Genomic DNA, 26,067 nt, shown 5'->3' with positions numbered 1-26,067 from the left:
CGCTACGGGGTCCGGCCGCTACTGGTTCGTCGCCGTCAGGTCGCCGCGGCGCGGGGCGGCGAAGCGGGCGAGGTCGGCGCGGGTGAGGCCGGTGAGGGCGTCGACCTCGGCGGTGTCGAGGGCGCCGCAGTCGATGCCGCGCAGCAGGTAGGAGCTGAGGGCCTTGGCGGTGGCGGGCTCGTCCATGACGTCGCCGCCGGCGTGGTTGGCGTAGGCGGACAGGCGCTTGGCGGCGGTCTCGAACCCCTCGCGGTAGAAGGCGAAGACGGCGGCGTAGCGGGTGGGGATGTGGCCGGGGTGCATGTCCCAGCCCTGGTAGTAGGCGCGGGCCAGGGCACGGCGGGTGAGGCCGTAGTGGAGCTTCCACGCCTCGTGGACGTGGGTGGTGGGGCCCACGGGCAGGACGTTGGTGGAACCGTCGGAGACGCGTACGCCGGTGCCGGCGGCGGCGACCTGCATGATCGCCTTGGCGTGGTCGGCGGCGGGGTGGTCGCTGGCCTGGTAGGCGGCGGAGACGCCGAGGCAGGCGCTGTAGTCGAAGGTGCCGTAGTGCAGGCCGGTGGCGCGGCCCTCGGCGGCGTCGATCATGCGGGCGACGGTGGCGGTGCCGTCGGCGGCGAGGATGGCCTGGCTGGTCTCGATCTGGATCTCGAAGCCGAGGCGGCCGGTGTCGAGGCCGTGGGCCTTCTCGAAGGCTTCGAGGAGGCGGACGAAGGCGGTGACCTGCTCGGGGTAGGTGACCTTGGGGAGGGTGAGGACGAGGCCGTCGGGCAGGCCGCCGTTCTCCATGAGGCCGGTCAGGAAGACGTCGGTGGTGCGGATGCCGCGGTCGCGTACGGCGGCCTCCATGCACTTCATGCGGATGCCCATGTACGGGGCGGCGCTGAGGTCGGCGTAGGCGTCGGTGATGATCCGGGCGGCGCGGGCGGCGTCGTGGTCCTCGTCCGTCCCCGCGTAGCCGTCCTCGAAGTCGACCCGGAGGTCCTCGATGGGCTCGCGCTCCAGCTTGGCGCGGACGCGGCCGTAGACGTCCTCGGCGAGGTCGTCGGCGAGGCCGAGGACGGCGGCGAAGGTGGCGGCGTCGGGGGCGTGCTCGTCGAGGGCGGCGAGGGCCTGGTCGCCCCAGGAGCGGATGGTGCCCGCGTCGAAGGCGTTGCCGGGGACGTAGACGGTGTGGACGGGCTGGCGGGTGCCGGGGTCTCCCGGGTAGCGGCGGTCCAGCTCGGCGTCCACGGCGGCGAGGGAGGCGCTGATGTCCTCGCTGACCGCGCCCGCGAGGCTCGTCGACACCTTCTCCTGCTGACCCATCCCACATCCTCCTGTTTTCCGCTGCACGGAATCAACAATCCGTATAGCGAAGTTAGTAGTCCGCCGGGACCTGCGTCAATGGTTGTCCGAAACGGCCCGGGGCCGCACGGCGAGAGTTCGCCGTGCGGCCCCGGGGACCGAAAGAACCGCTGGTCATCAGCCCTTGCGGGTCTTGACCTCTTCGGTGAGGGTCGGCACGACCTCGAAGAGGTCGCCCACCACGCCGTAGTCGACGAGGTCGAAGATCGGCGCCTCGGCGTCCTTGTTGATGGCGACGATGGTCTTGGAGGTCTGCATGCCGGCGCGGTGCTGGATGGCACCGGAGATGCCCGCGGCGATGTAGAGCTGCGGGGAGACCGACTTGCCGGTCTGGCCGACCTGGTTGGAGTGCGGGTACCAGCCGGCGTCGACGGCGGCGCGGGAGGCGCCGACGGCCGCGCCGAGGGAGTCGGCGAGCGCCTCGATGATCGCGAAGTTCTCGGCACCGTTGACGCCACGGCCGCCGGAGACCACGATCGCGGCCTCGGTCAGCTCCGGGCGGCCGGTGGACTCGCGCGGGGTGCGGGCGGTGATCTTGGTGCCGGTGGCCTTCTCCGAGAAGGAGACGGACAGCGCCTCGACGGTGCCGGCGGCCGGGGCGGCCTCGACGGGGGCCGAGTTCGGCTTGACCGTGATGACCGGGGTGCCCTTGGAGACGCGGGACTTGGTGGTGTACGAGGCGGCGAACGCGGACTGCGTCGCGACCGGGCCCTCGGCACCGGCCTCCAGGTCCACGGCGTCGGTGATGATGCCGGAGCCGATGCGGACCGCGAGGCGGGCGGCGACCTCCTTGCCCTCGGCGGAGGACGGGACGAGCACGGCGGCCGGGGACACGGCCTCGTACGCGGCCTGGAGGGCGTCGACCTTCGGGACGACGAGGTAGTCGGCGAACTCGGGGGCGTCGGCGGTGAGGACCTTGACGGCACCGTGCTCGGCGAGGGCGGCGGCGGTGTCGGCGGCACCGTTGCCGAGGGCGACGGCGACCGGCTCGCCCAGGCGGCGGGCCAGCGTCAGCAGCTCCAGGGTGGGCTTGCGGACGGCTCCGTCGACGTGGTCGACGTAGACGAGAATCTCAGCCATGGGACTTCAATCTCCTGCGAACGAAAAGGGGGCGGTCTGGTGGCTCTGCGCGAGCCCGCCGGTCCCGGGGCCGCGCCCCGGGAGTGCGGCTAGATGAACTTCTGGCTCGCGAGGAACTCGGCCAGCTGCTTGCCGCCCTCGCCCTCGTCCTTGACGATCGTGCCCGCGGTGCGCGCCGGGCGCTCGTCGGCCGAGTCGACCTTGGTCCAGGCGCCCTCCAGGCCGACCTCGTCGGCCTCGATGTCGAGGTCGGAGAGGTCCAGGGACTCCACCGGCTTCTTCTTGGCCGCCATGATGCCCTTGAAGGACGGGTAACGGGCCTCGCCCGACTGGTCCGTCACGGAGACGACGGCCGGAAGCGAGGCCTCCAGCTGCTCGGAGGCGGTGTCGCCGTCACGGCGGCCCTTCACGACGCCGTCCTCGAGGGAGACCTCGGAGAGCAGGGTGACCTGCGGGACGCCCAGGCGCTCGGCGAGGATGGCCGGGAGCACGCCCATGGTGCCGTCGGTGGAGGCCATGCCGGTGATGACCAGGTCGTAGCCGGTCTTCTCGATCGCCTTGGCGAGCACCAGCGAGGTGCCCATGACGTCGGTGCCGTGCAGGTCGTCGTCCTCGACGTGGACGGCCTTGTCGGCGCCCATGGACAGCGCCTTGCGCAGGGCGTCCTTGGCGTCCTCCGGGCCGACCGTGAGCACGGTGACCTCGGCGTCGTCCGCCTCTTCGGCGATCTGCAGCGCCTGCTCGACCGCGTACTCGTCGAGCTCCGAAAGGAGGCCGTCGACGTCGTCGCGGTCGACCGTCAGGTCATCGGCGAACTTCCGGTCGCCAGTGGCGTCCGGCACGTACTTCACACAGACAACGATCCTCAAGCTCACGCCGGCTCTCCTACTGCATCGTCATAACTGGGCTGCGTTGCTGCTCGCAGCATAGGCGCCTGAAGGGCGGGTTTCCGGTCGGGGCCTCCGTAGCCCCGGCCGGAAATATTACTCGTCAGTACACCCAGTTCGTTACCGGTGAGCAAGCGCTCAGCCATGTGACCTTGCCAACGCCGCCGCGAGCGCCCGTACGGGAACTCTCAGTCGCGCAGCGCGTTGAAGCGTCCCTGGTGGTACAGCAGCGGACGGCCCGGCGCTCCGGGGGCGCCGTCGCCGGGGCCGGCGGGATCGCCGGCGACGACCTCGGCTATGACGATCCGGTGGTCCCCGGCCGGGACCCGGGCCACCACCCGGCCGACGAGCCAGGCGAGGACGCCGTCGAGGACGGGAACGCCCTCCGGGCCCGGGCTCCAGCGGGTGGGCTCGGCGAAGCGGTCGGCGCCGCTGCGGGCGAAGGTGCCGGCCAGCTCCTGCTGGTGCTCGCCGAGTATGTGGACGCCGACGTGCTCGGCCTCGGCGAGCACCGGCCAGCTGGAGGAGCCGGTGCCCACGCCGAAGGAGAGCAGCGGAGGGTCGGCGGCCACGGAGTTGAGGGAGGTGGCGGTGAAGCCGACCGGACGTTCGCCGTGCGCGGTGATCACCGCGACTCCGGCGGCGTGCTGCCGGAAGACGGAGCGGAGCAGGTCGGGAGAGCCGGGGTGGGGTGCGCCGGCCGCGGGGGTGTCGGCGGGGCGGGGAATCGTCGGGAGCGTGCGGAGCTCGGGCGAGACCGTCATGGAGTCGTCCTTCAGCGGGGGCGGCGGGAGGTGGGTCGCGGGTTCCTCAGACACCCGGACAGCGCGCGCTCGCGTTGCGGGCGAGGTCCACGTGGGCCCGGCCGTGGAGAAGGAGTTCTGGCACCATTGCGCCAGCCTGACGATCGTTGACGTGTGCAGTCAAGTGCGCACGGTCGGATGGGAGGAGGGTCACCACGTCAGACCGCGCGCCCGAGGGCGGCGATGACGTCGGCCTTGCGGGGCTGCCCGGCGGCCCTGCGGACGATCCGGCCGGACCGGTCGAGGACCAGCACCGTGGGTGTGCGGACGATGCCCAGGTCCCGTACGAGATCGAGGCGCTCCTCGGCGTCGATCTCGACGTGCCCGACGCCCTCGACCATGGCGGCCACCTCGGCGAGGGTCCGGCGGGTGGCCCGGCAGGGCTGGCAGAAGGCGGTCGAGAACTGGACCAGGGTGGCCCGCTCCCCCAGCTCGGCGCCCAGCTCCGCCGCGCCCAGCACCTCGGTCATCCGTCCGCCTCCTCGATTCGTGGTCTCCCTCGTCTGAAGCGTCCCACGGGGCCGTCCGATTCCCGCCACGGCGACCGCGAGTGACGAGAATCTCCCCCTTCGAAGCCTTCAGGACTGGTTATGAGCCCCCGCATGGGGCACGATCTGCCCAAAGCCGAAAACCTACGGCCGCGTAACTTCGCCGGGAGAACCCTCCCCAGGCACAGACGAAGGGTTTCCCTCCAGATGGCAGAGCTTGTCTATCGACCGGTCATCGGCGCCGCCCTCACGATGTTCAAGGCGCTGGACCTGAAGATCGACACTCAGGGTTCGCAGCACATCCCCCGCCAGGGCGGGGCGGTCATCGTGAGCAACCACATCAGCTATCTGGACTTCATCTTCACCGGTCTCGCCGCGCTGCCGCAGAAGCGGCTGGTCCGGTTCATGGCGAAGGACGCGGTGTTCCGGCACAAGGTGTCCGGGCCGCTGATGCGGGCGATGAAGCACATCCCGGTGGACCGGGCGCAGGGCGAGCACGCCTACGAGCACGCACTGAGCGCGCTGCGGGCGGGCGAGATCGTCGGCGTCTTCCCCGAGGCGACCATCTCGCAGTCCTTCACGCTGAAGAGCTTCAAGTCCGGTGCGGCGCGCCTCGCGCAGGAGGCCGGCGTGCCGCTGATCCCGATGGCGCTGTGGGGCACCCAGCGCATCTGGACCAAGGGCCGGCCGCGCAATTTCCGGCGCAGCCACATTCCGGTCACCATCCGCGTCGGCGAGCCGGTGGAGGCGCCGGCCGACCAGTTCGCGGGGGCGATCACCCGGCGGCTGCGCGGGCGGGTCCAGGAGCTCCTGGAGGCGGCGCAGCGCGCGTACCCGGTGCGCCCCAAGGACGCGGGTGACACGTGGTGGGTGCCCGCGCACCTCGGGGGCACGGCGCCGACGCCGGAGGAGCTCAAGGCCGCCGAGCGCGGCGACGGCATCCAGTAGGGCCCGTCGGTCACTCCGGGTCGCGTACGGTGATCCGGGCTCCGGGGCTGACCTTCTGGAGCAGTTCGGCGAGTTCCTCGCCGGCGGTGCGCAGTTCGCCGGGGGTCATCGGCTCCAGGGACTCCAGCAGGAAGAGCGCGTCGGTGGTGTCGTCGTCGATGCGGGTGCGGGGGCCCTGGCGCCAGTTCCAGCGGCGGCAGGTGACGCCCGCCTCGTCGCACCAGACGACCTCGCCGGGCTCCGGGTGCTCGACGGTCTCCTCGCCCCCGGCGACGGTGACGAACTCCTCCCGGCCGGTGGCGCGGACGAGGCGCATGCCGCCCCTGATCCTGTTCAGGTCCTCGCCGCCGACGGGGACGAGATGGGCGACGCTGATCGCGTTGTAGGCGTCGACGAGCCGGTTGATCCGCGGCAGGCCGCCGTCGGCGAGGGCGCGTCGGGCGAGCGCCTCGGCGGAGTTGCGGGTGCGGGAGGGCTTGGCGCCGAAGGCGGAGTACGCGGCGCGCCAGGCGGCGACGTGCGGGTCCTGGTCCGGGGTCCGGCCGGCCAGGCGCTCGGCGAGCCGGCGGGCCGCCTCGTCGAGCAGGGCCGAACTGGTCGCGTCGCTGGGCCCGTTGACGAGCCCGTGGGCCTCGACGGCGAGGTGGGTGAAGCCGGGCACGAGGGTGCGCACCTCGTCGGAGACGGTGAGGGTCAGGGTCATGGTCCGCCGTTCAGAGTTCGCCGGGAAGCATCGTCCACAGGTGGGGCCGGTCCGGTGCGGTCCGCAGGGCGCCGAGCACGGCCGGATGCGGTTCATCATAGAGCACCGGATAGTCCACTTCATTGGACCCCGGTCGTACGGGCCGGGCCGGCCGCTCCTCGTCGGGCGGGAACCTCACGGACGTCGCGGCGCCCGTGGTCGACGGCCGCACTTGTCGTCGGGCAGGCACAGGCGTCCGGGTTCCACCGGATGAGTTCCGTGATCGGGCACACAGGAAAGCGGCCGGACGGAAGCCCATGGCTTCCATCCGACCGCATCCCCTGCATGCCTGGAGCCGGCCGCTAGCGCGCCATCTCCTCCTTCAGCGCCTGGAGGAACGCGTCCACGTCGTCCTCCGACGTGTCGAAGGAGCACATCCAGCGCACGTCACCGGCCGCCTCGTCCCAGAAGTAGAAGCGGAAGCGCTCCTGGAGGCGGCGGCTGACGTCGTGCGGGAGCCGCGCGAAGACGGCGTTCGCCTGGACCGGGTAGAGGATCTCCACCCCGTCCACGCCCCGCACGCCCTCCGCGAGGCGCTGGGCCATCGCGTTGGCGTGCCGGGCGTTGCGCAGCCACAGGTCCTTGGCGAGCAGCGCCTCCAGCTGGACCGACACGAAGCGCATCTTGGAGGCGAGCTGCATGGACAGCTTGCGCAGGTGCTTCATGTGGCTGACCGCGTCCGGGTTGAGGACGACCACGGCCTCGCCGAACAGCATGCCGTTCTTGGTGCCGCCGTACGAGATGACGTCGACGCCGACCGCGTTGGTGAACGCCCGCATGGGCACGTTCAGGGACGCGGCCGCGTTGGCTATGCGGGCGCCGTCGAGGTGGACCTTCATGCCCTTGGAGTGGGCGTGCTCGACGATGGCGCGGATCTCGTCGACCGTGTAGACGGTGCCGAGCTCGGTGTTCTGGGTGATCGAGACGACTTGGGGCATCGCCCGGTGCTCGTCCTCCCAGCCCCAGGCCTGCCGGTCGATGAGCTCGGGGGTGAGCTTGCCGTCCGGCGTGGGGACGGTGAGCAGCTTCAGACCGCCCATCCGCTCCGGCGCGCCGCCCTCGTCCACGTTGATGTGCGCGGACTCGGCGCAGATGACCGCGCCCCAGCGGTCGGTGAGCGCCTGCAGGGCGGTCACGTTGGCCCCGGTCCCGTTGAAGACCGGGAAGGCTTCGGCCGAGGGGCCGAAGTGGCTGTGCATGATCCGCTGCAGGTGGTCGGTGTACTGGTCCTCGCCGTAGGCGACCTGGTGGCCGCCGTTGGCGAGGGCGATGGCCGCGAGGACCTCCGGGTGGGCGCCGGCGTAGTTGTCGCTGGCGAAGCCCCGGACCGACGGGTCGTGGTGACGACGGGCGTCGGTCCTGGAGCCCAGGGCCGTGGTCACGGCTTGGGGGTCAGCCACAGGCGCTGTCCATTCACTTCCTCGGCGGGCCTGTCCCACAGTCCGGCGATGGCGTCGGCCAGGTCCGTGACGTCGGTGAAGCCCGCGAACTTCGCATTCGGGCGCTCGGCGCGCATGGCGTCGTGCACCAGTGCCTTGATCACCAGGATCGCAGCAGCCGCCTGCGGGCCGTCCTCGCCCCCCGCCTTGCGGAAGGAGTCCGCGAGGGCGAGCGTCCACGCCTCGGCGGCGGCCTTGCCCGCGTTGTACGCGGCGTTGCCCGCGACCGGCTTGTGCGCGCCGACCTGGCTGATCAGGGCGTAGCGGCCGCGGCCGCCGCTGCGCAGCAGACCGTCGTGGAACGCCAGCGAGGTGTGCTGGACCGTGCGCACCAGGAGCTTCTCCAGGAAGTCCCAGTCCTTCAGGTCGGTCTCCGGGAAGGAGGGGCTGCCGCGCCAGCCGCCGACGAGGTGGACCAGACCGTCGATCCGGCCGAACTCCTTCTCGGTCTTGTCGGCCCACTCGCGGGTGGCGTCCAGGTCGAGCAGGTCGACGGTGTCGCCGGTGACGGTGGCGCCGCCGTGGGCGTAGCGGGCGGCGTCGACCGCTTCGGCGAGCCGCGCCGGGTCGGCGTCGGAGGCGACGACGGTCGCCCCCGCCTCGGCGAGGCGCAGGAGCGCCGCGCGGCCCGCGGGTCCGGCCGCGCCGGCGACCGCCACGACGGCTCCGTCCAGCGCTCCGCCGTTTCCGTTGCCGATCATGGTCGTCGCCTCCTGCTCCGTCGCCTGGGTGGGCCCTGCGGACCCGTCCTTCGCCCGTGCCGCCTCGGTCACGTCGGTCACGCGGCGACCTGCTCGGTGCGCGCGGCCTTCGCGGCGGTGATGCCCTTGGTGGAGGCGATCACGCCCTTGAGCTTCTTGGCAAGGGCCTCATAGAACATGCTGAGCGGAAACTCGTCCGGAAGCACGTCGTCCACGAGCTTGCGCGGCGGCTGGGTCAGGTCCAGGGCGTCGGGGCCCTTGGCCCAGGTGGAGCCCGGGTGCGGCGCGAGGTAGGTGGAGACCAGCTCGTACGCCTTGAACCAGTGGACGAGCTTGGGGCGGTCGATGCCGTCGCGGTACAGCTGCTCGATCTCGCCGCAGAGCTGGTTGGTGACCTCGGGGGCCCGCTGCCAGTCGATCTTCAGCGTGTTGTCGGTCCAGCGCACCACGTCGTGCTTGTGGAGGTACGCGAAGAGCAGCTGGCCGCCGAGACCGTCGTAGTTGCGGTTGCGGTCGCCGGAGACGGGGAAGCGGAACATCCGGTCGAAGAGCACCGCGTACTGCACGTCACGGCCGTGCGCGTTGCCCTCGGCCTCCAGCTTCACGGCCTCCTTGAAGGCGGTGAGGTCGCAGCGCAGCTCCTCCAGGCCGTACATCCAGAACGGCTGGCGCTGCTTGATCATGAACGGGTCGAAGGGCAGGTCGCCGTGGCTGTGGGTGCGGTCGTGGACCATGTCCCACAGGACGAACGCCTTCTCGCAGCGCTCCTGGTCCTCGACCATGGCGGCGATGTCCTCGGGCAGGTCGATGCCGAGGATGTCGACGGCCGCGCCGGTGACCTTGCGGAAGCGGGCCGCCTCGCGGTCGCAGAAGATGCCGCCCCAGCTGAAGCGGGCCGGGGCCTCGCGCACGGCGATGGTCTCGGGGAAGAGGACGGCCGAGTGGGTGTCGTAGCCGGCCGTGAAGTCCTCGAAGGTGATGCCGCAGAACAGCGGGTTGTCGTAGCGGGTGGCCTCCAGCTCGGAGAGCCACTGCGGCCACACCATGCGCAGCACGACCGCTTCGAGGTTGCGGTCCGGGTTGCCGTTCTGGGTGTACATGGGGAAGACGACGAGGTGCTGGAGCCCGTCCACGCGGTTCGCGGCCGGCTGGAAGGCGAGCAGCGCGTCCAGGAAGTCGGGGACCTCGAAGCCGCCCTCGGCCCACTTGCGCAGGTCGGCGACGAGCGCCTCGTGGTAGGCGGCGTCGTGCGGGAGCAGCGGGGAGAGCCGCTCGACCGCGGCGACGATGCGCTCGACGGTCTGCTCGGCGTGGGCACGGGTCGGCGCGCCCTCCGCCGCGAAGTCGATGGAGCCGTCCGCGCTCTGCCAGGGGCGGAGCTCCTCCACGGCATTCTTGAGCTCGGGCCATGCAGGGTGGTCGATCACCGGAGCGTCGGTGGAAGTCCCCCCACCGGTCACGTCCTGCACAAGAATTTCCGTCATGCCTCTTCCTCCACAGGAGAACCTTGCGTCAAGACACCGTATGCATCCATGGTTCTTCCCCGCAAGAGGGGGTAAGAGAAATTATCCTGCGCCACCCCCCTCCTCGCCGCGAATTTTCCTGTCGAGCGGGCCCGCATGACGAGAAAAGCGGGCTTCCGCGCCAAAGCCTTCCGTTTTGCCCCCGTCCACTAGGCTGCGCCCCGAGCCGCCCCGAGCCGCGCCCGGACCGGAACAGCCGCGGCCGGCCCCCGACGGAAGCGAGAAGATCTTGAGTTTCCTCACCATCGGTCATCGCGGAGTCATGGGCGTCGAGCCCGAGAACACCCTGCGCTCCTTCGTCCACGCCGAGCAGGCCGGCATGGACGCCATCGAGCTCGACCTCCACCTCAGCAAGGACGGCGCCCTGGTCGTCATGCACGACGCCGACGTCGACCGCACCACCGACGGCACCGGGCCGATCGCCGCCAAGACCCTCGCGGAGCTGCGCGAGCTGGACGCGGGCTAAGGGGAACGCGTCCCCGTCTTCGAGGAGGTCCTGGAAGCGGTCCGGGCCCCGATCCAGGCCGAGATCAAGGACGTGGCCGCGGCACGGGCCCTGGCCGAGGTCATCAACGAGCGCGCCCTCACCCCGCGGGTGGAGGTCCTCTCCTTCCACGACGAGGCGCTCGCGGAGATCAGGGGCCTCGTCCCCGGCGTGCGCACCGCGCTCGTCGCCGACCATCAGCAGGCCGACGTGGTGGAGCGCGCCCTCGCCGTGCGCGCGGGCGCGCTCGTCCTGAACATCCGGCACCTCACCCTGGACACCGTCGACCGGGCGCACGCGGCGGGCCTGCGGGTGATCGGCTGGGTCGTGAACACCCAGGACGACCTGCGGCTCGCCCGGGCCCTCGGACTCGACGGCGCCACGACGGACCGGCCGGAGATCCGGCGCACGGGCCGCTTCACCGCCTGAGCGGCCGCCCCGGCCGGCGCTGCCCCGGTGCGCCGGGGGTCAGACCAGTTCCTTCACGAGGAGCTCGAACTCCAGGTCGTCGCGCTGCGGCACGCCGAACCGCTCGTCGCCGTACGGGAAGGGGCTCGTCCGGCCCGTACGGCGGTAGCCCCGGCGCTCGTACCAGGCGATCAGCTCCTCGCGCACCGAGATCACCGTCATGTGCATCTCGCGCACGTCCCACAGCTCCCGCACCCGGCGCTCGGCCTCGGCGATGATCCGCCGGCCGAGACCGGCGCCCTGGAGCTCCGGGCGGACCGCGAACATGCCGAAGTAGGCGGCCTCGCCGCGGTGTTCCAGCTGGCAGCAGGCGACGATCCCGCCGTCCCGCTCCACCACCATCAGCCGGCTGCCGGGCGTGGTGATGACGGCCTCGACACCCGCCGCGTCCGTCCGCTGCCCCTGGAGGATGTCCGCCTCCGTCGTCCAGCCCGCCCTGCTGGAGTCGCCCCGGTAGGCGGACTCGACGAGCGGCACGAGCACGGGGACGTCGTCCAGGACGGCGTCCCGGTAGGTGAGGAGGTCGGTGTGCCGGGGCGCGGCGGTGTCCATGGTGTGCGGGTCTCCCCTCGGGCGCTGACGATCGGCGGACGCGATCGCCCCGAGCCTAACGCGCGCCCCACGCTCCCCCTCGTACGCCTGTGCGCGTCCCTGCGCCCGCGTGGGTGCGGCGGTCGCCGGGCATGCAGTCGGTGGGACCGAGGGGAGGGGGGTGTCCGGCGTGCACGGACCGGCTCTGTCCGGCTGGCTGCTGGTGGTGCTGTGCGCGGCCAGCGGGGCGTACTGCCTGTGGCGGACGCGCGGCAGCGCCGGCGAGGACCGCGTGGCGGCCGTGAGCGAGGCCGTGATGGGCTTCGGCATGGCGGCGATGGCCCTGCCCGCGGCGGTGCTGAGCCCACCGGAGTGGGCCTGGGCGCTGTACGCGGCGGTGTTCGGAGCCGCGGCGCTGCACGGACTGGCCGGGGCGTTCCGGCGGGGGCGTCACCATCTGCACCATCTGGTCGGCTCGCTCGCGATGGTCTACATGGCCGTGGCGATGGCCGCAGCACCCGGCGGCGGGCACGGGGCGCACGGAGCGGGGCACGGCGGCCCGGCCGCCGGCTCCGGCATACCCCTGCTGACGGGCGCGCTGATCGTCTACTACGGGGTGTACGTGCTGCGTTCGGGCGCGCGGCTGGTCCCGGTGGCCGCGCCGGCGGCGGACGCGCCCGGGGCGGCGGGCGGCGTGAGCGGGCGGGGTGGGGTGCTCGCGGCGGGCGGCGTGGCCGCGCCGGGCGGAGCGGAGCTGACGCTGGTGTGCCGGCTGTCCATGGCGCTCGCGATGCTGGCGATGCTCCTCACGCTCTGAGGTGCCGGTGCGACGGGATGAAACCGTGGCGTACGTCACTTGATCTCCAAGCCCATACCCCTGTCCGTACCGCGCTCGTAGGGTGGCGCCATGCTGGTCTCCCTCGCCCTCCTCGCGCTCGGCGTCCTGACCGCCGTCGGCGCCCCGCGGCTGCTGTCCCGGGCGGACTGGGTGGAACGGGAGCCCGTGGTGGCGCTGTGGGTGTGGCAGTGCGTCGTCGCGGCGACGCTGCTGAGTTTCGCGCTGTCGATGACCTTCAGCGCGGCGGCCGCCTGGCAGGTCGTGCGGGGCCCGGTCTTCGGGTCCGCGCCGAGCGCGGTGATCGAGGCGTACGAGCTCGGCACCCACGGGCCCTGGTCGGCGGCGCTGGCCGTGCTGCTCGCTGCCGGCGGCCTGTGGAGCGGGGCGATGCTGGGCCGCGAGATCGGCCGGGCCCGGGCCCGCCGCCGCCAGCGGCGCCGGGAACTGCTGGTGCGCGCGCCCGTGTTGCCCGGCGAGGAGCCCGCCGACAGCGAGCGCCTGGTGGTCCTGGAGGAGGAACGCCCGGGTGCCTGGTGGCTGCCCGGCGGGACACCGCGCCTGGTCATCACCACCGCCGCGCTGCGCCGCCTCAAGGGCCGTCAGCTCGACGCCGTCCTCGCGCACGAGCAGGGACACGCCCGGGCGCGCCACGACTGGCTGCTGCACTGCGCGACGGCCCTCGCGACCGGCTTCCCGGGCGTCCCGGTGTTCGCCGCCTTCCGGGGCGAGATGCACCGGCTGGTGGAGCTGGCGGCGGACGACGTGGCCTCCCGCCGCTTCGGGCGGCTGACGATCGCCCTGGCCCTGGTCGAACTCAACGAGGACCGGGGCGTGTTCGGCCCGGGTCAGACCCCGGACGCCGACCTCCCGCAGCGCGTCAACCGCCTGCTGACGGCCACGCCGCGCCTCACCGCGGGCCGTCGGCTGCGCCTGACGGCCGCAGCGGCCCTGGTCCCGGTCGTCCCGATCCTGGTGGCGTTCGTCCCCGCGCTGACGGCGCTGGGATAGGGGGCTCTCCCGGCGAAGGGCCCGACCGGCCCCACGGGGCCGGCTGGCCGGGCCACGGAACGCCGGCCCGGCGGCGCGCGGGAAGGGGGCCGGGCCGCCGGGATACGGGCCGGGGTCGCCGGACGGGCGTCAGACCACAGGCGTCGCCGGACGGGCGCACACGTCAGACCACCGGGGTCGCCGGAGGGGCGCACACGTCCGACCGCCGCTGTCGCCGGACGGGCGCACACGTCCGACCACCGGCGTCGCCGGACGGGCGCACACCTTCGACAGACCCGCCGCGCGGACACGTGGAAACGCGCTGGTGGGGCAGGATCGGCCCATGCGCATCTCCGCCCTCGTCACCGGTGCCCTGGCCGTCCTGCTGCTCGTCGGGGTGGCCGTCGGGTGGTCCCCGCTGCTGTCGCTGGACCGGGACGTGAGCGGCGCGCTGCACCGCAGTGCGGTCGCCGAGCCGGGATTCACCCGGCTCAACCAGGTGCTGTCGGACTGGGTGTGGGATCCGTGGACCATGCGCACGCTCGCCGCCGCGACCGCCCTCGCGCTGTGGTGGCGCCGGGAGCGCCGGCTCGCGCTGTGGGTGGCGGTCACCAGCGTCCTGGCGTGGGCCCTCCAGCACGGTCTGAAGGTCGCGGTGGGGCGCACGAGGCCGAGCTGGCCCGATCCGGTGGACTCGGCGCACTTCCCGGCCTTCCCGTCCGGCCACGCCATGGCGGCGATGGTGAGCTGCGGACTGCTGCTGTGGGTGCTGGCGCTGCACTGGCGCGAGGGCCACAGGGGCTGGGGCGCGCTCACCGGCCTCGCGGTGGTGTCGGTGGCCGGAGTCGGCTGGACCAGGGTCTACCTGGGCGTCCACTGGCCGTCGGACGTGCTCGGCGGCTGGCTCCTGGGCTGGTGCTGCGTGGCCGTGGCCGTCGTCACGTACCGGCGCCGCGACGTCCGCAGACCGCCGACCACCGGACCCGACAAGGGGAGCAGAATGGGAGAAACACGATGAAGCCGCCTGTTCTGGACGATCCCCCGCGTCGCCCAGAACAGACGGCATGCCCCACCACCGGCCACGAGGGCACGACGGCAGGTCGCGCTGAGTATATTGGCTGCGAGCCAGTCAACGCAGGAGTCCAGCATGTCCCCGCGTAGCGCATCGGTCAATGAAGAGCTCCGGCGGCGTTCGCGCGAGCGGATCCTGACGGCCACCGTGGAGCTGGTCTCGGAGCGGGGTTACGAGGCCACGACGCTCGGCGACATCGCCGGCCGGGCCGGCTCGGCACGGGGGCTGATCTCGTACTACTTCCCGGGGAAGCGGCAGCTGCTGCAGTCCGCCGTGCACCGGCTGATGCACCTCACGCTGGAGGAGGCGCTGGAGCGCGAGCCGCGCACCGAGGACGGCCGGGAACTGCTCGCGCGGGCCATCGACGCCATCCTGGGGCTCGCCGAGGACCGGCCGGTGCTCATGCGCACGCACATGGCCGGCATCCTGCAGGCGGAGGGCTTCGTGCAGTGTCCGGAGCAGCAGCGGCTGGCCGCGCTGCTGCGCGAGACCGTGGCCCGCTACGGCACCGACGACGTCGACCGGGACTACCCGCTGCTGCGGGCCCTGCTCATGGGCGCGGTGTTCGCGGTGCTGCTGCCCGGCGCGCCGATGCCGATGCCCCGGCTGCGGGCGGAGCTGTTCCAGCGGTACGGGCTGGACTGGGAGCAGGGCGTGCCGCCGGGCGGAGGTCCGCCCGACGGCACGCAGGTGGTGCACCCGGTGTTACGCGGCCGTCCGGCCCGGGTGCCGGTCCAGCTGGGCCCGCGGGCGGTCCGGGTGCCGGACCGGCCGTGCGAGCCGGAGTGGCCGGCGGAGCAGGCCGGGCCCCCCGGACCGGATCAGTCGTCCGCGCCGGAGGCCCGGTCGAAGTCGCGGAAGTAGTCCGGCTGCGTCTGGGCGTTGAGCTCGTGCATCCGGACCCGCTGCGCCTTGTCGGTGCGCTTGTCCGAGAGCTTCAGGACGTCGAAGCCCTTGGCGATGTCGTTCGAGTAGATGTGGCCGTTGTAGTAGTAGGCGGACCAGGAGCCGCCGCCGACGGGCGTGGTCGTCGAGATCGGGCCGCGCTCGAAGTAGGCGATCTCCTTCGGCCGGCGGGAGTCGGTGAAGTCCCAGACGGAGACGCCGCCCTGGTACCAGGACTGGACCATGATGTCCTTGCCCCGGACCGGGATCAGCGAGCCGTTGTGGGCGACGCAGTTCTCGGTGTCGGCCTGGTGGCGGGAGATCTTGAAGTAGCTGCGGAAGACGAGCTTGCGCCCGTCGCCCTTGCCGACGATGTCGTAGATGCCGTTGGCGCCGCGGTTGGGGCCCACCTCCGCGTTGCAGGTGGCCGCGCCGCCTCCGCCGAGCTCGTCGGCGAAGACGACCTTGTCGGCCTTCTGGTTGAAGGTGGCGGAGTGCCAGAAGGCGAAGTTGACGTTGTCCTGGACCTGGTCGATGACCCTGGGCCTGACCGGGTCCCTGACGTCGAAGAGGATGCCGTCGCCCATGCAGGCTCCGGCGGCGAGGTCCTCCCCGGGGAGCACGGTGATGTCGTGGCAGCCGGTGGTCTTGGAGACTCCGGGGTTGGTGGGGGCGCCGGGGTTGCCGCCGCCGTCCGGGCCCTCACCGGGGAAGAGGACGGGGAACGAGACGACCGCGGCCCGCTCGGGCGCCTCGCGCGGCACCTTGATGACCGAGATGCCGTCGTGCGGCGGCCGGCAGTCCGGGAAGGCCGCGTTGGGCGCGTACGAGGAGACGTACACGTACACGTCGTCCCGCTTCGGCAGCAGGGTGTGGGTGTGCGATCCGCAGGCGGTCTCGACGGCTGCGACGTACCGCGGGTTGGAGATGTCGCTGATGTCGAAGATCTTCATGCCCTCCCACGATTCCTTGACCGTGGCGGGCTGGGAGACGCTGGCGCAGGAGTCGTCGCTGCGGGAGGAGTCGGTGGAGAGGAACAGGAGGTTGCCGGAGACGGAGATGTCGTTCTGGGATCCCGGACACAGCACCTGGGCCACGGTCTTCGGTGAGCTCGGCTCGCTGATGTCGAAGATCCGGAAGCCGTCGTAGTTGCCGGCGAAGGCGTACCGGCCCTGGAAGGCCAGGTCGGAGTTGGTGCCCTTGAGGGCGTCCTTGGGGATGTTGGCGAGGTGTTCGATGTTGGGGGTGTGGACGATCTCGTCCACACCGGGTATCTCACCGCTCGCGACGGCGGCCCGGGCGCTCGCCGCACGCTCCGCGCTGACGGTGTCCGGTACGGGGAGGTCACCCGGGCCGGGTGTGGCGGCCGCGGGTCCTGCGGCGAGCAGGCTGACCAGCATTCCGGCGGCGGCGGTAGCCACACCCAGGCTTCTGATCCGTCTGCGCGGGGTACTCGTGGTACGCAACGAAGTCACTCCGTCCTCTCTGGGACTTCCGTTCACAGCTGAACGACGGATGGACCTCGGCAGTATGGTCCTTGGCGTGCACATCTCAACAGATGGCAACACGAACGTCATGAAGTTCCGCCGCACGCTCCGACAGTCCCGAGTGACCCGTGTGACCCGAGTTGCAGCCGTTCCCGTGGAGGTCGCCTTGCCGAACCGCCGTGTCCGCCGCACCGTCGCCGTGCTGGTCAGCGCCACCGCCGTACTCGCCCTCGGCGCCTGCGAGTCGGCGCCCGGCACGGACAAGGGCGCGGGACCTTCCGGGAGTTCGGGCGGGCCGATGGTCGTGGCGCCGGGCAGGCCGGGCGAGCCGGCCCGACGCGTCTCGCCGGAGGAGGCGGCCCGGATGCTGCCGGACGAGCGGCCCAACAGCGCCGACTTCCGTTACGTCCAGATGATGATCGAGCACCACCGGCAGGCGCTCACGATGACCGCGCTGGCACCGAAGCGGGCGGGGTCGCCGCAGGTGAGGAAGGTCGCGGAGCGGATCGCCGCCGCTCAGGGTCCCGAGATCGGAGCCATGGAGGGCTGGCTGACGGCCAACGGCGGCCGGCGGCCGCTGCCCGGCCACGACCACCACACCATGCCCGGCATAGCCACCGAGGCCCAGCTCGCCGAACTGAGGGCCGCCGAGGGACGGGCCTTCGACACCCTCTTCCTGAAGCTGATGATCACCCACCACGAGGGCGCGGTGACGATGGCCGCGGAGGTACTCGGACAGGGCAACAACGTCCTGGTGGAGGAGATGGCCAATGACGTGATCGCCCAGCAGGCGGTGGAGATCGACCGGATGCGGTCGCTGTAGAGGGGGCGCTGCGGGCGGCGTTACGGGGGTGGGGCCGCGCATGGGCCCGGGTAGCGCTGCGGGAGCGGGGCCGCGGGTGGGCCCGGGTGCGAGCGGGTGGCGGAGGCGGGCGAGCTGCGGGGGCGGGGAGACGGGCGGGCGAGCTGCGGGGCCGGGCGCGGTGGGGCGAGGCGGGGTGAGAGTCGGAGGCGGACGCGGGCCGGGACGCGCGGACCGTCAGCCGAGAGCCGTCCGGGCAGGCGACGTCCACGCGGCGGCGCCCGCGCCGTGCCGGCGGAGCGGCCCGTACGCCCGCGTGCGGGCAGGATGCCTCCGCCGAGGGGTCCTGCCAGTGGGTCCGCACGGCGATCCTGCCGTCCGCCACGACCAGCGGGCAGTCCGCCTCCTCGGTGCGCAGGGCGTCCCGGGCCCCGTACGCGGCGTGGCCGGCGAGGAGGAGTCGCGGCCCGCACCGCCGGGCCGGGGACGGACGCGACGGTGCCGCAACACGCCTCCCACCTGGGGCCGAGGCGTCTCCGAGGGCCGTTGTCAGTGGTCGGGTGCAGACTGGCCCGTATCCGCGACAACGGCGTCATGGAGGTGTCGGCATGACCGACGTGCTACTGACCGTAGGCACCCGCAAGGGTCTGTTCATCGGCCGCGGGCGAGACGGCCGGTGGGAGTTCGACGACCCGCACTTCAACGCGCAGGCGATCTATTCGCTCGGGATCGATACGCGCCGCGCCACTCCCAGGATCCTCGTCGGCGGCGACAGCTCGCACTGGGGGCCCTCCGTCTTCCACTCCGACGACCTCGGTGCGAGCTGGACCGAGCCGGCCCGTCCGGCGGTCAGGTTTCCCGAGGACACGGGGGCTTCGCTGGAGCGGGTGTGGCAGCTGCACCCCGCGCCCGGCCACTCCCCCGACGTCGTGTACGCGGGGACGGAGCCGGCCGCGCTGTTCAGATCCGCCGACGGCGGGGAGTCCTTCGAGCTCGTGCGCCCGCTGTGGGAGCACCCCACCCGCGACCGGTGGGTGCCGGGCGGAGGCGGCGAGGCGGTGCACACGGTCGTCACCGACCCGCGCGACCCGGACGCGGTGACGGTGGCGGTGTCGACCGCCGGGGTCTTCCGGTCCAAGGACGGCGGCGCGAGCTGGGCGCCCTCGAACGAGGGCGTGTCGGCGGTGTTCCTGCCCGACCCGCACCCGGAGTTCGGCCAGTGCGTGCACAAGATCGCCCAGGACGCGGGCGATCCGGACCGGCTCTACCTCCAGAACCACTGGGGCGTGTTCCGCAGCGACGACGGCGGGGGCCGGTGGACGGACATCGGCGGCGGACTGCCGTCCGATTTCGGCTTCGCCGTCGCCGCCCACCCCCACCGGCCGGACACCGCCTACGTGTTCCCCATCAACGCCGACGCCGACCGCGTCCCCGCCGAACGGCGCTGCCGCGTCTACCGCACGACCGACGCCGGCAAGACCTGGGAGCCCCTCACCACGGGCCTTCCCGAGGGCGACCACTACGGCACGGTGCTGCGCGACGCCCTGTGCACGGACGGCGGCGATCCGGCGGGCGTGTACTTCGGCAACCGCAACGGGGAGGTGTACGCGAGCGCGGACGACGGCGACAGCTGGCGGCTGCTCGCCGACCACCTGCCCGACGTCCTGTGCGTACGGGCGGCGGTGATCGGCTGAGCGGCGGGCCGGTGGGGCGGTGCCGTCGGTGAGGTGGTGTGCAGCCGGCGAGGCGGAGACGTCGGTGAGGCGGTGCAGCCGGTCGGGAGCCGCGTCGCCGGGTGCGGCTAGGGAAGGCTCCAGTCGACGGGCTGGGCGCCCTGGCGCAGCAGGAGTTCGTTGGTACGGCTGAAGGGACGGGAGCCGAAGAAGCCGCGGTCCGCCGACATGGGGGACGGGTGGGCCGACTCGACCGCCGGCAGGTCGCCGAGCAGCGGGCGCGCATTGCGGGCGTCGCGGCCCCACAGGATCGACACGAGCGGCTTTCCGCGTGCCGCCAGCGCGCGGATGGCCTGCTCGGTGACGGCCTCCCAGCCGGCGCCGCGGTGCGCGCCCGGCTTGCGGGGAGCGGTGGTGAGGGCCCGGTTGAGGAGCAGCACGCCCTGCCGGGTCCAGGGGGTCAGATCGCCGTTGGAGGGGCGCGGAAGGCCGAGGTCCGTGTTCAGCTCGCGGAAGATGTTCTCGAGGCTGCCGGGCAGGGAGCGGACCTCGGGGGCGACGGCGAAGCTGAGGCCGATGGCCATGCCGGGCGTGGGATAGGGATCCTGTCCCACGATCAGCACCCGCACGTCGTCGAACGGCTGCTGGAAGGCGCGCAGGACGTGCTGTCCCGCCGGGAGGTAGGTCCGGCCCGCGGCGATCTCCGCGCGCAGGAAGTCTCCCATCTGGGCGATGCGCCCCGCGACGGGCGCAAGTGCCTGGGCCCAGCCGGGCTCTACGAGTTCACTCAACGGTCGTGCTGTCACGGGCAGTCACCCTACCGGCCCACACCGACAATCCGATCGGCGCGAGCCGGTCCTGACCGGCGAGGCACCCCCTAGGCTTCGGACCGAGGTCCGTCGCCGTGTCCGGGGAGTCGAGCCATGAGGTCATCCAGCGCGTCCGAGCCCGTGCCCGCGCCCGCGTCCCTGCCCGAGTCCGTGTCCACGTCCGCGCCCGTGTCCCTGCCCGAGCCCGAGTCCGTGCCCGTGTCCGCCTGTGGGGGCGGCCTCGTCGTCGGGGTGGATTCCGGCGGTTCGGGGCTGCGGGTCGCGCTCGCCCGGGCGGGCGCCGGGGAGGCGGAGCCGGGCGGGCGGGTGCTGGAGACGGTGACGTCGAGGGAGCCGGTGCGCACGGGCGCGGGCGGGATCGACGCGGGGCACCTGCTGGCGCAGGTGCTTCCGGCGGTCGAGGCGATGGCGGGGCGGGCCACCGGGGCCGGGGGGCGGGGTGGGGCCGGGCGGATCGTGGCGGTCGCCGTCGGGGCGGCCGGGATGGCCACGCTCGGCGACCGGCTGCGGGCCGAGCTGCCGGCCGCGCTCGAACGGGCCTGGGGCGTGCGGCGCCTCGCGCTCGCGGCCGATGCCGTCACCGCGTACGCAGGGGCGCTCGGCCAGCGTCCGGGCGCGGTCGTGGCGGGCGGCACGGGTCTGATCGCGCTCGGCACGGACCTGTCCGGCTGGCGCCGGGCGGACGGGTGGGGCCATCTCCTGGGCGACTGCGGCAGCGGTGCCTGGATCGGCCGGGCCGGTCTCGAGGCGGCGATGCGGGCGTACGACGGGCGGCGCGGTGGCTCCGCCGCGCTCCTCGCCCGCGCCGAGCGGCGGTTCGGCCCGGCCGCCGGTCTGCCGGCGGCGCTCTATCCGCGTACGGACCGCCCGGCCGTACTCGCCTCGTTCGCACCGGACGTGGCCGGCTGTGCCGTCGACGGCGACCCGGTGGCCGCGGGCATCCTGGAGCGCGCCGCCGGCCATGTCGCGGAGGCCGCCGCGGCCGTCTGTCCGGCCGGGCCTGCGGGCGCGGGCGAAGTGGCCCTGGCGGGCGGGCTGTTCCGGCTGGGAGAGCCGTTGCTCGGTCCGCTGCGGGCCGAACTGGGCGCGCTGCTGCCCGGCGCGCGCGTGGTCGCCGCGGCGGGCGATCCGCTGTCCGGGGCGGTGACGATCGCCGCCGCGCTCGCGCGGGGCGAGGTCCGGCTGCCGGAGGACCCGCGCCTGCTGCAACTCACCCGATAACCACCCCTTCCCTGCCACTTCGGACATAGGCGGGCAGAACTCTCGGGGCCGCACCTCAGCGAACCGGGCCGTGGGCAAAACCAGTAGCATGCGGCGCCATGAGCTCCCCCACTGGGCCCACTCCCGGGCTGCCTGTACGAATGCCGCGACCCCGCCAGTCCGGGCGGCACCGTCGCCCTGAACCCGTGGCGGCGCCCGAGGGCGCTCCCGCGCTGGTTCTCGCCGTCCCCGGTGCGCCGTCGGCCGCCATACGCTCGCTCGCCGACGAGGTCGTGAGCATCGCCCGCTCGGAGCTGCCCGGCCTCGAGGCCGTGATCGGCTACCTGGACGGCGACGACGCCGAGTTCCCGACCCTCACCACCGTCCTCACCCGGGTCGCCGCCCTGCGCACGGAGCGCTACGAGATCGCCGTGGCCGCGGGCCGCGAGGTCGCCGCTCCCGAGGGCCCCGCGGCGGTCGTGGTGCCGCTGCTCGCCGGCCCCGACAGCGCCCTGACCCGGCGGATCCGCCAGGCCGTGATGGACGCCGGCAACAACGCCGAGCTGACCGATGTGCTCGGCCCGCACCCGCTGCTCGCCGAGGCCCTGCACGTGCGGCTGTCCGAGGCCGGTCTGGCCCGCGCCGACCGCGCCCGGCTGTTCACGGTCGCCACGGCGGCCGACGGCATCATCCTGGCCACGGTCGGCGGCGAGGAGGCCGTGCAGGCCGCCGGGATCACCGGCATGCTGCTCGCGGCCCGTCTCGCGGTGCCGGTGATGGCGGCGGCCCTCGACCAGGAGGGCTCGATCGCGTCGATCGCCGAGCAGCTGCGCGCCGCCGGCTCGGAGCAGCTCGCGCTCGCGCCGTACCTGATCGGCCCCGAGCTGGCCGAGGGGCTGCTCGACGCGGCGGCGAAGGAGGCGGGCTGCGCGTCCGCCGAGGCGCTGGGCGCGTACCCGGCGATCGGGCGGCTGGTGCTCTCGCAGTACATGGTGGCGCTGGGGATCCCGCCGCAGCAGGCCTCGCCGGTGCACTGACACCGGTCCGACGTCGCGCGTCCGCCGTACCGGTCATGACCGGCCGGCGCTTAGCGCCCACGTCGTGCGCCGACCGTAACGGGAAGGGCCCGCACCGGATGCTTCCGGTGCGGGCCCTTCCCGTGTCCCGTCCTGCGCCTCAGCCGAAGACCACGCAGGAGGCGGCGGGGGCCGGGAGCGATCCTGCGGGGGCGGGCACGCCGGACTCCGGGTCGAGGGTGAACCAGGTGACGTCGCCGGAACGCTCGTTCGCCGCGTACAGGTGCCGCCCCGAGGGGCCGAGGGTCAGATCGCGCGGCCAGTGGCCGCCGCACGGCACGGAGGCGACCAGCCGGGCGCCGGAACCGTCCGCGTCGAGGGCGAGGACGGCGACGGTGTCGGTGCCGCGTACGGCGGCCCAGAGGAAGCGGCCGTCGGGGGCCACGACGAGCTCGGAGGGATAGGCGGGTGCGGTGCCCTCGGGGACGAGGCGGGTCTCGCCGAGGGGGGTGAGGACGCCCGTCCCGGCGTCCCAGCGGCAGACGGTCAGGGTGGGTTCGAGCTCGTTCAGGACGTAGGCGTGGGTGCCCGCCGGATGGAAGGCGAGGTGCCGGGGGCCGGTCCCGGGGCGCAGGGGGGTCAGGCCGTGCGGGGACAGGGTGCCGGTGGCCGGGTCGAGGACCGTGATGACGACGGAGTCGGTGCCCAGGTCCACGGCCAGCACCCAGCGTCCGCTCGGGTCGGGCAGCACCTGGTGCGCGTGCGGCCCGGCCTGCCGGTCGGCGACGGGGCCGGAACCCTCGTGCCGGACCTGCCCGGTGACCGGCCCGAGCGTGCCGTCGGCGGCGCGGGGCAGGGAGCTGACGCTCCCGGAGGTGTAGTTCGCGGTGAGGACGTGTCCGGCGGCCAGGGCGAGGTGGGTCGGCCCGCAGGCGTTCACGGGCACGGGCGCGCCGAGCGGCCGGGGCGCGGGACCCGTGACGTCGAAGGCCGCGACGGCGCCGGCGTCGATCTCCGACACGGCGTACAGCACGTCCCCGTCGAGGGCGAGGAACGACGGGTCGGCGACGGCGTCACTGGCCCCGGTGGGCGTCAGCGCGCCACTCCCCTCGTCCACCTCGACGGCCAGCACACCCGGCCCACCGGCCCCCGTGAACGACCCCACGAACCCCCGCACCCGGCGCTCCCCGCCGCCCCGCCCCACGTGTGTGCCACCCACGGCGCCTCCCCTTCCTGGGACGGCCGGGACCGACCGGCCGTCGTCGTCTCGTCGTCGTGGGGGCGACGGTAGCAGGCGGTCTAGACCAAGGGGGCGAGTACGGGGAGCGGGGCCGGAAGGGGCTCCGGCGAGCACGCGTCGCGGGGCGCGGTCGGGCGGCGGCACCGGAGCACCCAGGTCCGGCGCACAGGCCCGTTCCGGAAGGTGCGGGGCGGCGCTCCGCCCTCCTCGTCCGGCTCCCCCGGCGCCGGGTGCGGCGGCGGGTGGCCCGGGGCCCTCGCGTCGGCGCGGCGCCAGGAGACCGCCCACGGCTCCACGCGGCCCTCACGCCGACGGGCAGAGGGCGGCATGGCGCGCCTTCAGGCGACGCGGACGGATGCGGACGGATGCGGACGGGCGCGGGCGGGTCCGGACGGCGGCTCGGTGATCGGCCGGAACCGGCGCACCGGCGGCACCGGGCAGGGTCCGCACCGCACGCACGACGACGCCGCCGCCGCCGCAGGGGGCCAACGGCACCCACGGCGCGGCGTGCAGGCAGCGACAACGCCGGAGCCGCCCCGACCCGCACACCACGAGGGCCCGGCTAGGCCCGCACCGCACCCACGCCCCCGACACCCGGTCCCGGCAGCACCCACAGCGCGCCGACAGGCAGCGACAGCACCGGAGCCGCCCCGACCCGCGCACCACCAGGGCCCGACAGGGCCCGCACCGCACCCACGCCCCCGACACCCGGTCCCGGCAGCACCCACAGCGCGCCGACAGGCGGAGACAGCACCGGAGCCGCCCCCGGCTCCCGCGCGCCGTGAGGGCCCGGCAGGGCCCGCACCGCGCGCAGGGGCGCCGAGGCGAGGGCCCGGCGGGTGCGCGGGGGCTCCGTCCACGTTCGCCGAGCGCGGCGCGTCCCCGTGGCGCGCTCGTCCGCACCGTGACGGGCACGGACACGGGCGCGGGCAAGCCCTGCACGGGCCGCCGCAGCGGGCGGGTCGCTGCCCGCCGGGGCGGGGTGGTCAGGCCGCCGGGGCCAGAGGGGAGCGGGGGGAGGTGCGGAGAGGAGTGGCCAGGGCCGTGAGGGTGCGTTCGAGGTTGTGGAGGTGGGTCAGGGCGGCCTCGGCGCCCGGGTGGTGGGCGGGGAGGGCCGGTGCGGCGGGGCGGGCGGCGGTCGTGGCGGCAGGCCCGGACGGGACCAGGGCGTGGACGGCGGCCTCGACGCGCCAGGCCGCCGCCGCCAGGCGGGCGTCGTGGGAGGCGTCGGGGTCGGCGGCGACCGCGGCGAGGCCGCGGATCTCCCGGGCGCAGTCGTCGAGCAGCGCGAGGACCCGGCGGGCGCGGGCCTTGCGGGCGCGCAGCGGGCTCATCGGGTGGACGAGGGGCGCCAGGGTGAGGCGGGCGCGGGCGAGGAGCAGGTCGAGTTCGGCGGCGTGCGCGGCCGGGTCGGCGTCCGGGTCGCCCGCGAGGCGGCGGGCGGCGGCGGTGGTGCAGGCGTGCACGCAGGTCACGGCCCGCTGGATCCAGGCGTTGGTGGCCGCGTGCGTGGTGACCGGCAGCAGCGCGACGCCGACGGCCGCGGCGAGCGCGCCGACCGCGGTCTCCTCGAAGCGGAGCAGCAGCAGCCCCGGGTGCAGGACGCCGAGGAGCCCGTAGAGGAGGCCCGCCATGACGGTGACGAAGAACATCATCCAGCTGTAGGAGAGCGGCGCGGTGTAGAAGATGCCGAAGACGCAGACGGCGACCAGGGCGGCCGTGGGCGCGGGGGCGCCGCCCAGCGGGATCGCGATGAGCAGCCCGGCCGCGATGCCGGTGACGGTGCCGACGACCCGGCGGAAGCCCCGTACCAGCGTCTCGCCGCGCGAAGCGGTGTTGACGAAGATCCACCAGGCGGTGCCGACGGCCCAGTACCAGCGTTCCTGGGAGAGGAGCTGGCCGGCGGCGAGGGCGATGGCGCAGGCCGCCGTCGCCTGGAAGGCCTGTCGGGTGGTGGGCCGGTGGAGGCCCGTGCCGGGCAGCGGCGCGGGCGCCGCGGGCGGCGGGACCCGCCGCTCGATGCACCAGGCGACGAAGCGCACTCCGCCGGCCGCCGCGAGCGCGAGCAGCACGGCGGCGAACAGCTCGGGCAGCTGAGCGGGCACGGCGTGGAGGAACTGGGTCACGAAGAACTGCATGAAGGCGAAGATGCCCAGCGCGTGCCCGCGCGGTCCCCACCGGCGCGCGTACACCCCGGCGAAGACGACGAGGAGCCACACGGTGTCCCGCAGCAGCGGCACGCCGTGCAGGGCGGTGGCGAGCGCGAGGACGGGGAAGCCGACGAGCGGGAGGAGGGCGGTGGTGACCACCTGGCGGCGCACGGTGGGGTCGCCGACGGTGAACAGCGCGAGCAGCGCGGCGAGGCCCGCCGTGATGGAGGCGGTCAAAGAGAGACCGGCCAGTTCGGCCGCGGCGACGGCGAGAGCGACGCCGAGGACGGCGCGGCTCGCGACCCGCAGTCGTACCTTGCCCGGATCGGGAGCCACGCACGTCCGGCGCAGCACCCTGCCCACGACCACCAGGCCCCGCTTCCCCTTCTTCATGACGGTCGTCCCGCCCCCGCTTCCGTACACACACCCTCTTCACGCACACGCAC

The 26,067-nt window shown here is 73.8% G+C and carries 23 protein-coding genes and 1 pseudogene; 10 read left to right on the top strand and 14 right to left on the bottom strand.

Annotation, left to right across the window (positions count from 1 at the left end; translation table 11 throughout):
* Positions 1-18 precede the first annotated feature (18 nt).
* The 5 genes from ABD954_RS30540 to ABD954_RS30520 form a co-directional block, all read right to left on the bottom strand.
* The gene (locus ABD954_RS30540) at positions 19-1,308 is read right to left on the bottom strand and encodes a DUF6986 family protein (protein ID WP_345490947.1); all 1,290 of its coding nucleotides are present in this window, start codon (positions 1,306-1,308) and stop codon (positions 19-21) included.
* A gap of 156 nt (positions 1,309-1,464) precedes the next feature.
* Positions 1,465-2,427, bottom strand: a complete 963-nt coding sequence (locus ABD954_RS30535; RefSeq protein WP_345490946.1) for an electron transfer flavoprotein subunit alpha/FixB family protein — start codon at positions 2,425-2,427, stop codon at positions 1,465-1,467.
* Positions 2,428-2,516: 89 nt separating this feature from the next.
* Positions 2,517-3,302, bottom strand: a complete 786-nt coding sequence (locus ABD954_RS30530; RefSeq protein WP_345490945.1) for an electron transfer flavoprotein subunit beta/FixA family protein — start codon at positions 3,300-3,302, stop codon at positions 2,517-2,519.
* Positions 3,303-3,502: 200 nt separating this feature from the next.
* Positions 3,503-4,078 (bottom strand): flavin reductase family protein, encoded by a 576-nt coding sequence (locus ABD954_RS30525; RefSeq protein WP_345492564.1) that lies wholly within the window; start codon positions 4,076-4,078, stop codon positions 3,503-3,505.
* A 197-nt stretch (positions 4,079-4,275) separates the two neighbouring features.
* Positions 4,276-4,587 carry a TlpA family protein disulfide reductase gene (locus tag ABD954_RS30520; protein WP_345490944.1) on the bottom strand — a complete coding sequence of 104 codons (312 nt, stop codon included), beginning with the start codon at positions 4,585-4,587 and terminating at the stop codon, positions 4,276-4,278.
* Positions 4,588-4,812: 225 nt separating this feature from the next.
* On the opposite strand from ABD954_RS30520, the gene ABD954_RS30515 reads away from it, so the two are divergent.
* Positions 4,813-5,553 (top strand): lysophospholipid acyltransferase family protein, encoded by a 741-nt coding sequence (locus ABD954_RS30515; RefSeq protein WP_345490943.1) that lies wholly within the window; start codon positions 4,813-4,815, stop codon positions 5,551-5,553.
* Positions 5,554-5,563: 10 nt separating this feature from the next.
* Here the strand turns inward: ABD954_RS30515 and ABD954_RS30510 are convergent, their stop codons facing one another.
* From ABD954_RS30510 to ABD954_RS30490, 4 genes are all read right to left on the bottom strand, one after another.
* The gene (locus tag ABD954_RS30510; protein WP_345490942.1) at positions 5,564-6,256 is read right to left on the bottom strand and encodes a B3/B4 domain-containing protein; all 693 of its coding nucleotides are present in this window, start codon (positions 6,254-6,256) and stop codon (positions 5,564-5,566) included.
* 341 nt (positions 6,257-6,597) lie between these two features.
* Positions 6,598-7,677: a threonine aldolase family protein gene (locus tag ABD954_RS30500; protein WP_345492562.1), complete on the bottom strand. Its 1,080-nt coding sequence runs from the start codon at positions 7,675-7,677 to the stop codon at positions 6,598-6,600.
* Entirely contained in the window at positions 7,674-8,435 is a 762-nt protein-coding gene (locus ABD954_RS30495; protein ID WP_345492560.1) for an SDR family NAD(P)-dependent oxidoreductase, read from the bottom strand. Before ABD954_RS30495 ends, ABD954_RS30500 begins: the two co-directional genes overlap by 4 nt.
* A 77-nt stretch (positions 8,436-8,512) precedes the next feature.
* Entirely contained in the window at positions 8,513-9,919 is a 1,407-nt protein-coding gene (locus tag ABD954_RS30490; protein ID WP_345490940.1) for a DUF6421 family protein, read from the bottom strand.
* 268 nt (positions 9,920-10,187) lie between these two features.
* Here ABD954_RS30490 and ABD954_RS30485 point away from each other — a divergent pair.
* Positions 10,188-10,871, top strand: a pseudogene (locus ABD954_RS30485) (glycerophosphodiester phosphodiesterase).
* 39 nt (positions 10,872-10,910) lie between these two features.
* On the opposite strand, the gene ABD954_RS30480 reads toward ABD954_RS30485, so the two are convergent.
* A complete protein-coding gene (locus ABD954_RS30480) occupies positions 10,911-11,462 on the bottom strand; it encodes a GNAT family N-acetyltransferase (RefSeq protein ID WP_345490938.1) in 552 nt (183 codons plus the stop codon).
* 169 nt (positions 11,463-11,631) lie between these two features.
* Here ABD954_RS30480 and ABD954_RS30475 point away from each other — a divergent pair, with 169 nt between their 5' ends.
* The 4 genes from ABD954_RS30475 to ABD954_RS30460 all read left to right on the top strand — a co-directional run bounded on the left by ABD954_RS30475 (position 11,632) and on the right by ABD954_RS30460 (position 15,202).
* Positions 11,632-12,258, top strand: a complete 627-nt coding sequence (locus ABD954_RS30475) for a DUF5134 domain-containing protein (RefSeq protein ID WP_345490936.1) — start codon at positions 11,632-11,634, stop codon at positions 12,256-12,258.
* Positions 12,259-12,348: 90 nt separating this feature from the next.
* Positions 12,349-13,287 (top strand): M56 family metallopeptidase, encoded by a 939-nt coding sequence (locus tag ABD954_RS30470; protein ID WP_345490934.1) that lies wholly within the window; start codon positions 12,349-12,351, stop codon positions 13,285-13,287.
* A 322-nt stretch (positions 13,288-13,609) separates the two neighbouring features.
* Entirely contained in the window at positions 13,610-14,284 is a 675-nt protein-coding gene (locus ABD954_RS30465) for a phosphatase PAP2 family protein (protein ID WP_345490932.1), read from the top strand.
* A gap of 129 nt (positions 14,285-14,413) precedes the next feature.
* Positions 14,414-15,202, top strand: a complete 789-nt coding sequence (locus ABD954_RS30460) for a TetR/AcrR family transcriptional regulator (protein ID WP_345490930.1) — start codon at positions 14,414-14,416, stop codon at positions 15,200-15,202.
* Here ABD954_RS30460 and ABD954_RS30455 read toward each other — a convergent pair.
* Positions 15,160-16,623, bottom strand: coding sequence for an LVIVD repeat-containing protein (locus ABD954_RS30455; RefSeq protein WP_382745958.1), 1,464 nt, complete (start codon positions 16,621-16,623; stop codon positions 15,160-15,162). The genes ABD954_RS30460 and ABD954_RS30455 overlap by 43 nt on opposite strands.
* Positions 16,624-16,876: 253 nt before the next feature.
* On the opposite strand from ABD954_RS30455, the gene ABD954_RS30450 reads away from it, so the two are divergent.
* Both ABD954_RS30450 and ABD954_RS30445 read left to right on the top strand, forming a co-directional pair.
* Positions 16,877-17,533 (top strand): DUF305 domain-containing protein, encoded by a 657-nt coding sequence (locus ABD954_RS30450; protein ID WP_345490926.1) that lies wholly within the window; start codon positions 16,877-16,879, stop codon positions 17,531-17,533.
* 587 nt (positions 17,534-18,120) lie between these two features.
* Positions 18,121-19,206 carry a WD40/YVTN/BNR-like repeat-containing protein gene (locus ABD954_RS30445; protein ID WP_345490924.1) on the top strand — a complete coding sequence of 362 codons (1,086 nt, stop codon included), beginning with the start codon at positions 18,121-18,123 and terminating at the stop codon, positions 19,204-19,206.
* Between the two features lie 107 nt (positions 19,207-19,313).
* Here the strand turns inward: ABD954_RS30445 and ABD954_RS30440 are convergent, their stop codons facing one another.
* On the bottom strand, positions 19,314-19,991 hold the full coding sequence (locus ABD954_RS30440) for a uracil-DNA glycosylase (protein WP_345490922.1): 678 nt from the start codon (positions 19,989-19,991) through the stop codon (positions 19,314-19,316).
* Between the two features lie 198 nt (positions 19,992-20,189).
* Between ABD954_RS30440 and ABD954_RS30435 the strand changes: the two genes are divergently transcribed.
* Positions 20,190-21,236, top strand: a complete 1,047-nt coding sequence (locus ABD954_RS30435) for an N-acetylglucosamine kinase (RefSeq protein WP_382745956.1) — start codon at positions 20,190-20,192, stop codon at positions 21,234-21,236.
* A gap of 98 nt (positions 21,237-21,334) precedes the next feature.
* Positions 21,335-22,252 carry a sirohydrochlorin chelatase gene (locus tag ABD954_RS30430; protein WP_345490919.1) on the top strand — a complete coding sequence of 306 codons (918 nt, stop codon included), beginning with the start codon at positions 21,335-21,337 and terminating at the stop codon, positions 22,250-22,252.
* A gap of 139 nt (positions 22,253-22,391) precedes the next feature.
* Here ABD954_RS30430 and ABD954_RS30425 read toward each other — a convergent pair whose 3' ends face one another.
* Positions 22,392-23,450 (bottom strand): lactonase family protein, encoded by a 1,059-nt coding sequence (locus ABD954_RS30425; RefSeq protein WP_345490917.1) that lies wholly within the window; start codon positions 23,448-23,450, stop codon positions 22,392-22,394.
* 1,007 nt (positions 23,451-24,457) lie between these two features.
* Positions 24,458-26,014, bottom strand: coding sequence for an FUSC family protein (locus ABD954_RS30420; protein WP_345490915.1), 1,557 nt, complete (start codon positions 26,012-26,014; stop codon positions 24,458-24,460).
* Positions 26,015-26,067: the final 53 nt, after the last annotated feature.

This window comes from Streptomyces roseoviridis, assembly GCF_039535235.1.
Taxonomy (GTDB): Bacteria; Actinomycetota; Actinomycetes; order Streptomycetales; family Streptomycetaceae; genus Streptomyces; species Streptomyces roseoviridis.
The sequence above is the reverse complement of the archived record's forward strand: the minus strand, read 5'-3'. Positions and strand labels throughout refer to the sequence as shown.

What these genes read in the sequence shown, in the direction of transcription:
- ABD954_RS30460 (WP_345490930.1), top strand. Translation starts at nt 14,414, where the DNA reads ATGTCCCCGCGTAGCGCATCGGTCAATGAAGAGCTCCGGCGGCGTTCG.
- ABD954_RS30480 (WP_345490938.1), bottom strand. Translation starts at nt 11,462, where the DNA reads ATGGACACCGCCGCGCCCCGGCACACCGACCTCCTCACCTACCGGGAC.
- ABD954_RS30525 (WP_345492564.1), bottom strand. Translation starts at nt 4,078, where the DNA reads ATGACGGTCTCGCCCGAGCTCCGCACGCTCCCGACGATTCCCCGCCCC.
- ABD954_RS30430 (WP_345490919.1), top strand. Translation starts at nt 21,335, where the DNA reads ATGAGCTCCCCCACTGGGCCCACTCCCGGGCTGCCTGTACGAATGCCG.
- ABD954_RS30455 (WP_382745958.1), bottom strand. Translation starts at nt 16,623, where the DNA reads ATGCTGGTCAGCCTGCTCGCCGCAGGACCCGCGGCCGCCACACCCGGC.
- ABD954_RS30420 (WP_345490915.1), bottom strand. Translation starts at nt 26,014, where the DNA reads ATGAAGAAGGGGAAGCGGGGCCTGGTGGTCGTGGGCAGGGTGCTGCGC.
- ABD954_RS30515 (WP_345490943.1), top strand. Translation starts at nt 4,813, where the DNA reads ATGGCAGAGCTTGTCTATCGACCGGTCATCGGCGCCGCCCTCACGATG.
- ABD954_RS30540 (WP_345490947.1), bottom strand. Translation starts at nt 1,308, where the DNA reads ATGGGTCAGCAGGAGAAGGTGTCGACGAGCCTCGCGGGCGCGGTCAGC.
- ABD954_RS30490 (WP_345490940.1), bottom strand. Translation starts at nt 9,919, where the DNA reads ATGACGGAAATTCTTGTGCAGGACGTGACCGGTGGGGGGACTTCCACC.
- ABD954_RS30465 (WP_345490932.1), top strand. Translation starts at nt 13,610, where the DNA reads ATGCGCATCTCCGCCCTCGTCACCGGTGCCCTGGCCGTCCTGCTGCTC.
- ABD954_RS30445 (WP_345490924.1), top strand. Translation starts at nt 18,121, where the DNA reads ATGACCGACGTGCTACTGACCGTAGGCACCCGCAAGGGTCTGTTCATC.
- ABD954_RS30535 (WP_345490946.1), bottom strand. Translation starts at nt 2,427, where the DNA reads ATGGCTGAGATTCTCGTCTACGTCGACCACGTCGACGGAGCCGTCCGC.
- ABD954_RS30520 (WP_345490944.1), bottom strand. Translation starts at nt 4,587, where the DNA reads ATGACCGAGGTGCTGGGCGCGGCGGAGCTGGGCGCCGAGCTGGGGGAG.
- ABD954_RS30510 (WP_345490942.1), bottom strand. Translation starts at nt 6,256, where the DNA reads ATGACCCTGACCCTCACCGTCTCCGACGAGGTGCGCACCCTCGTGCCC.
- ABD954_RS30495 (WP_345492560.1), bottom strand. Translation starts at nt 8,435, where the DNA reads ATGATCGGCAACGGAAACGGCGGAGCGCTGGACGGAGCCGTCGTGGCG.
- ABD954_RS30470 (WP_345490934.1), top strand. Translation starts at nt 12,349, where the DNA reads ATGCTGGTCTCCCTCGCCCTCCTCGCGCTCGGCGTCCTGACCGCCGTC.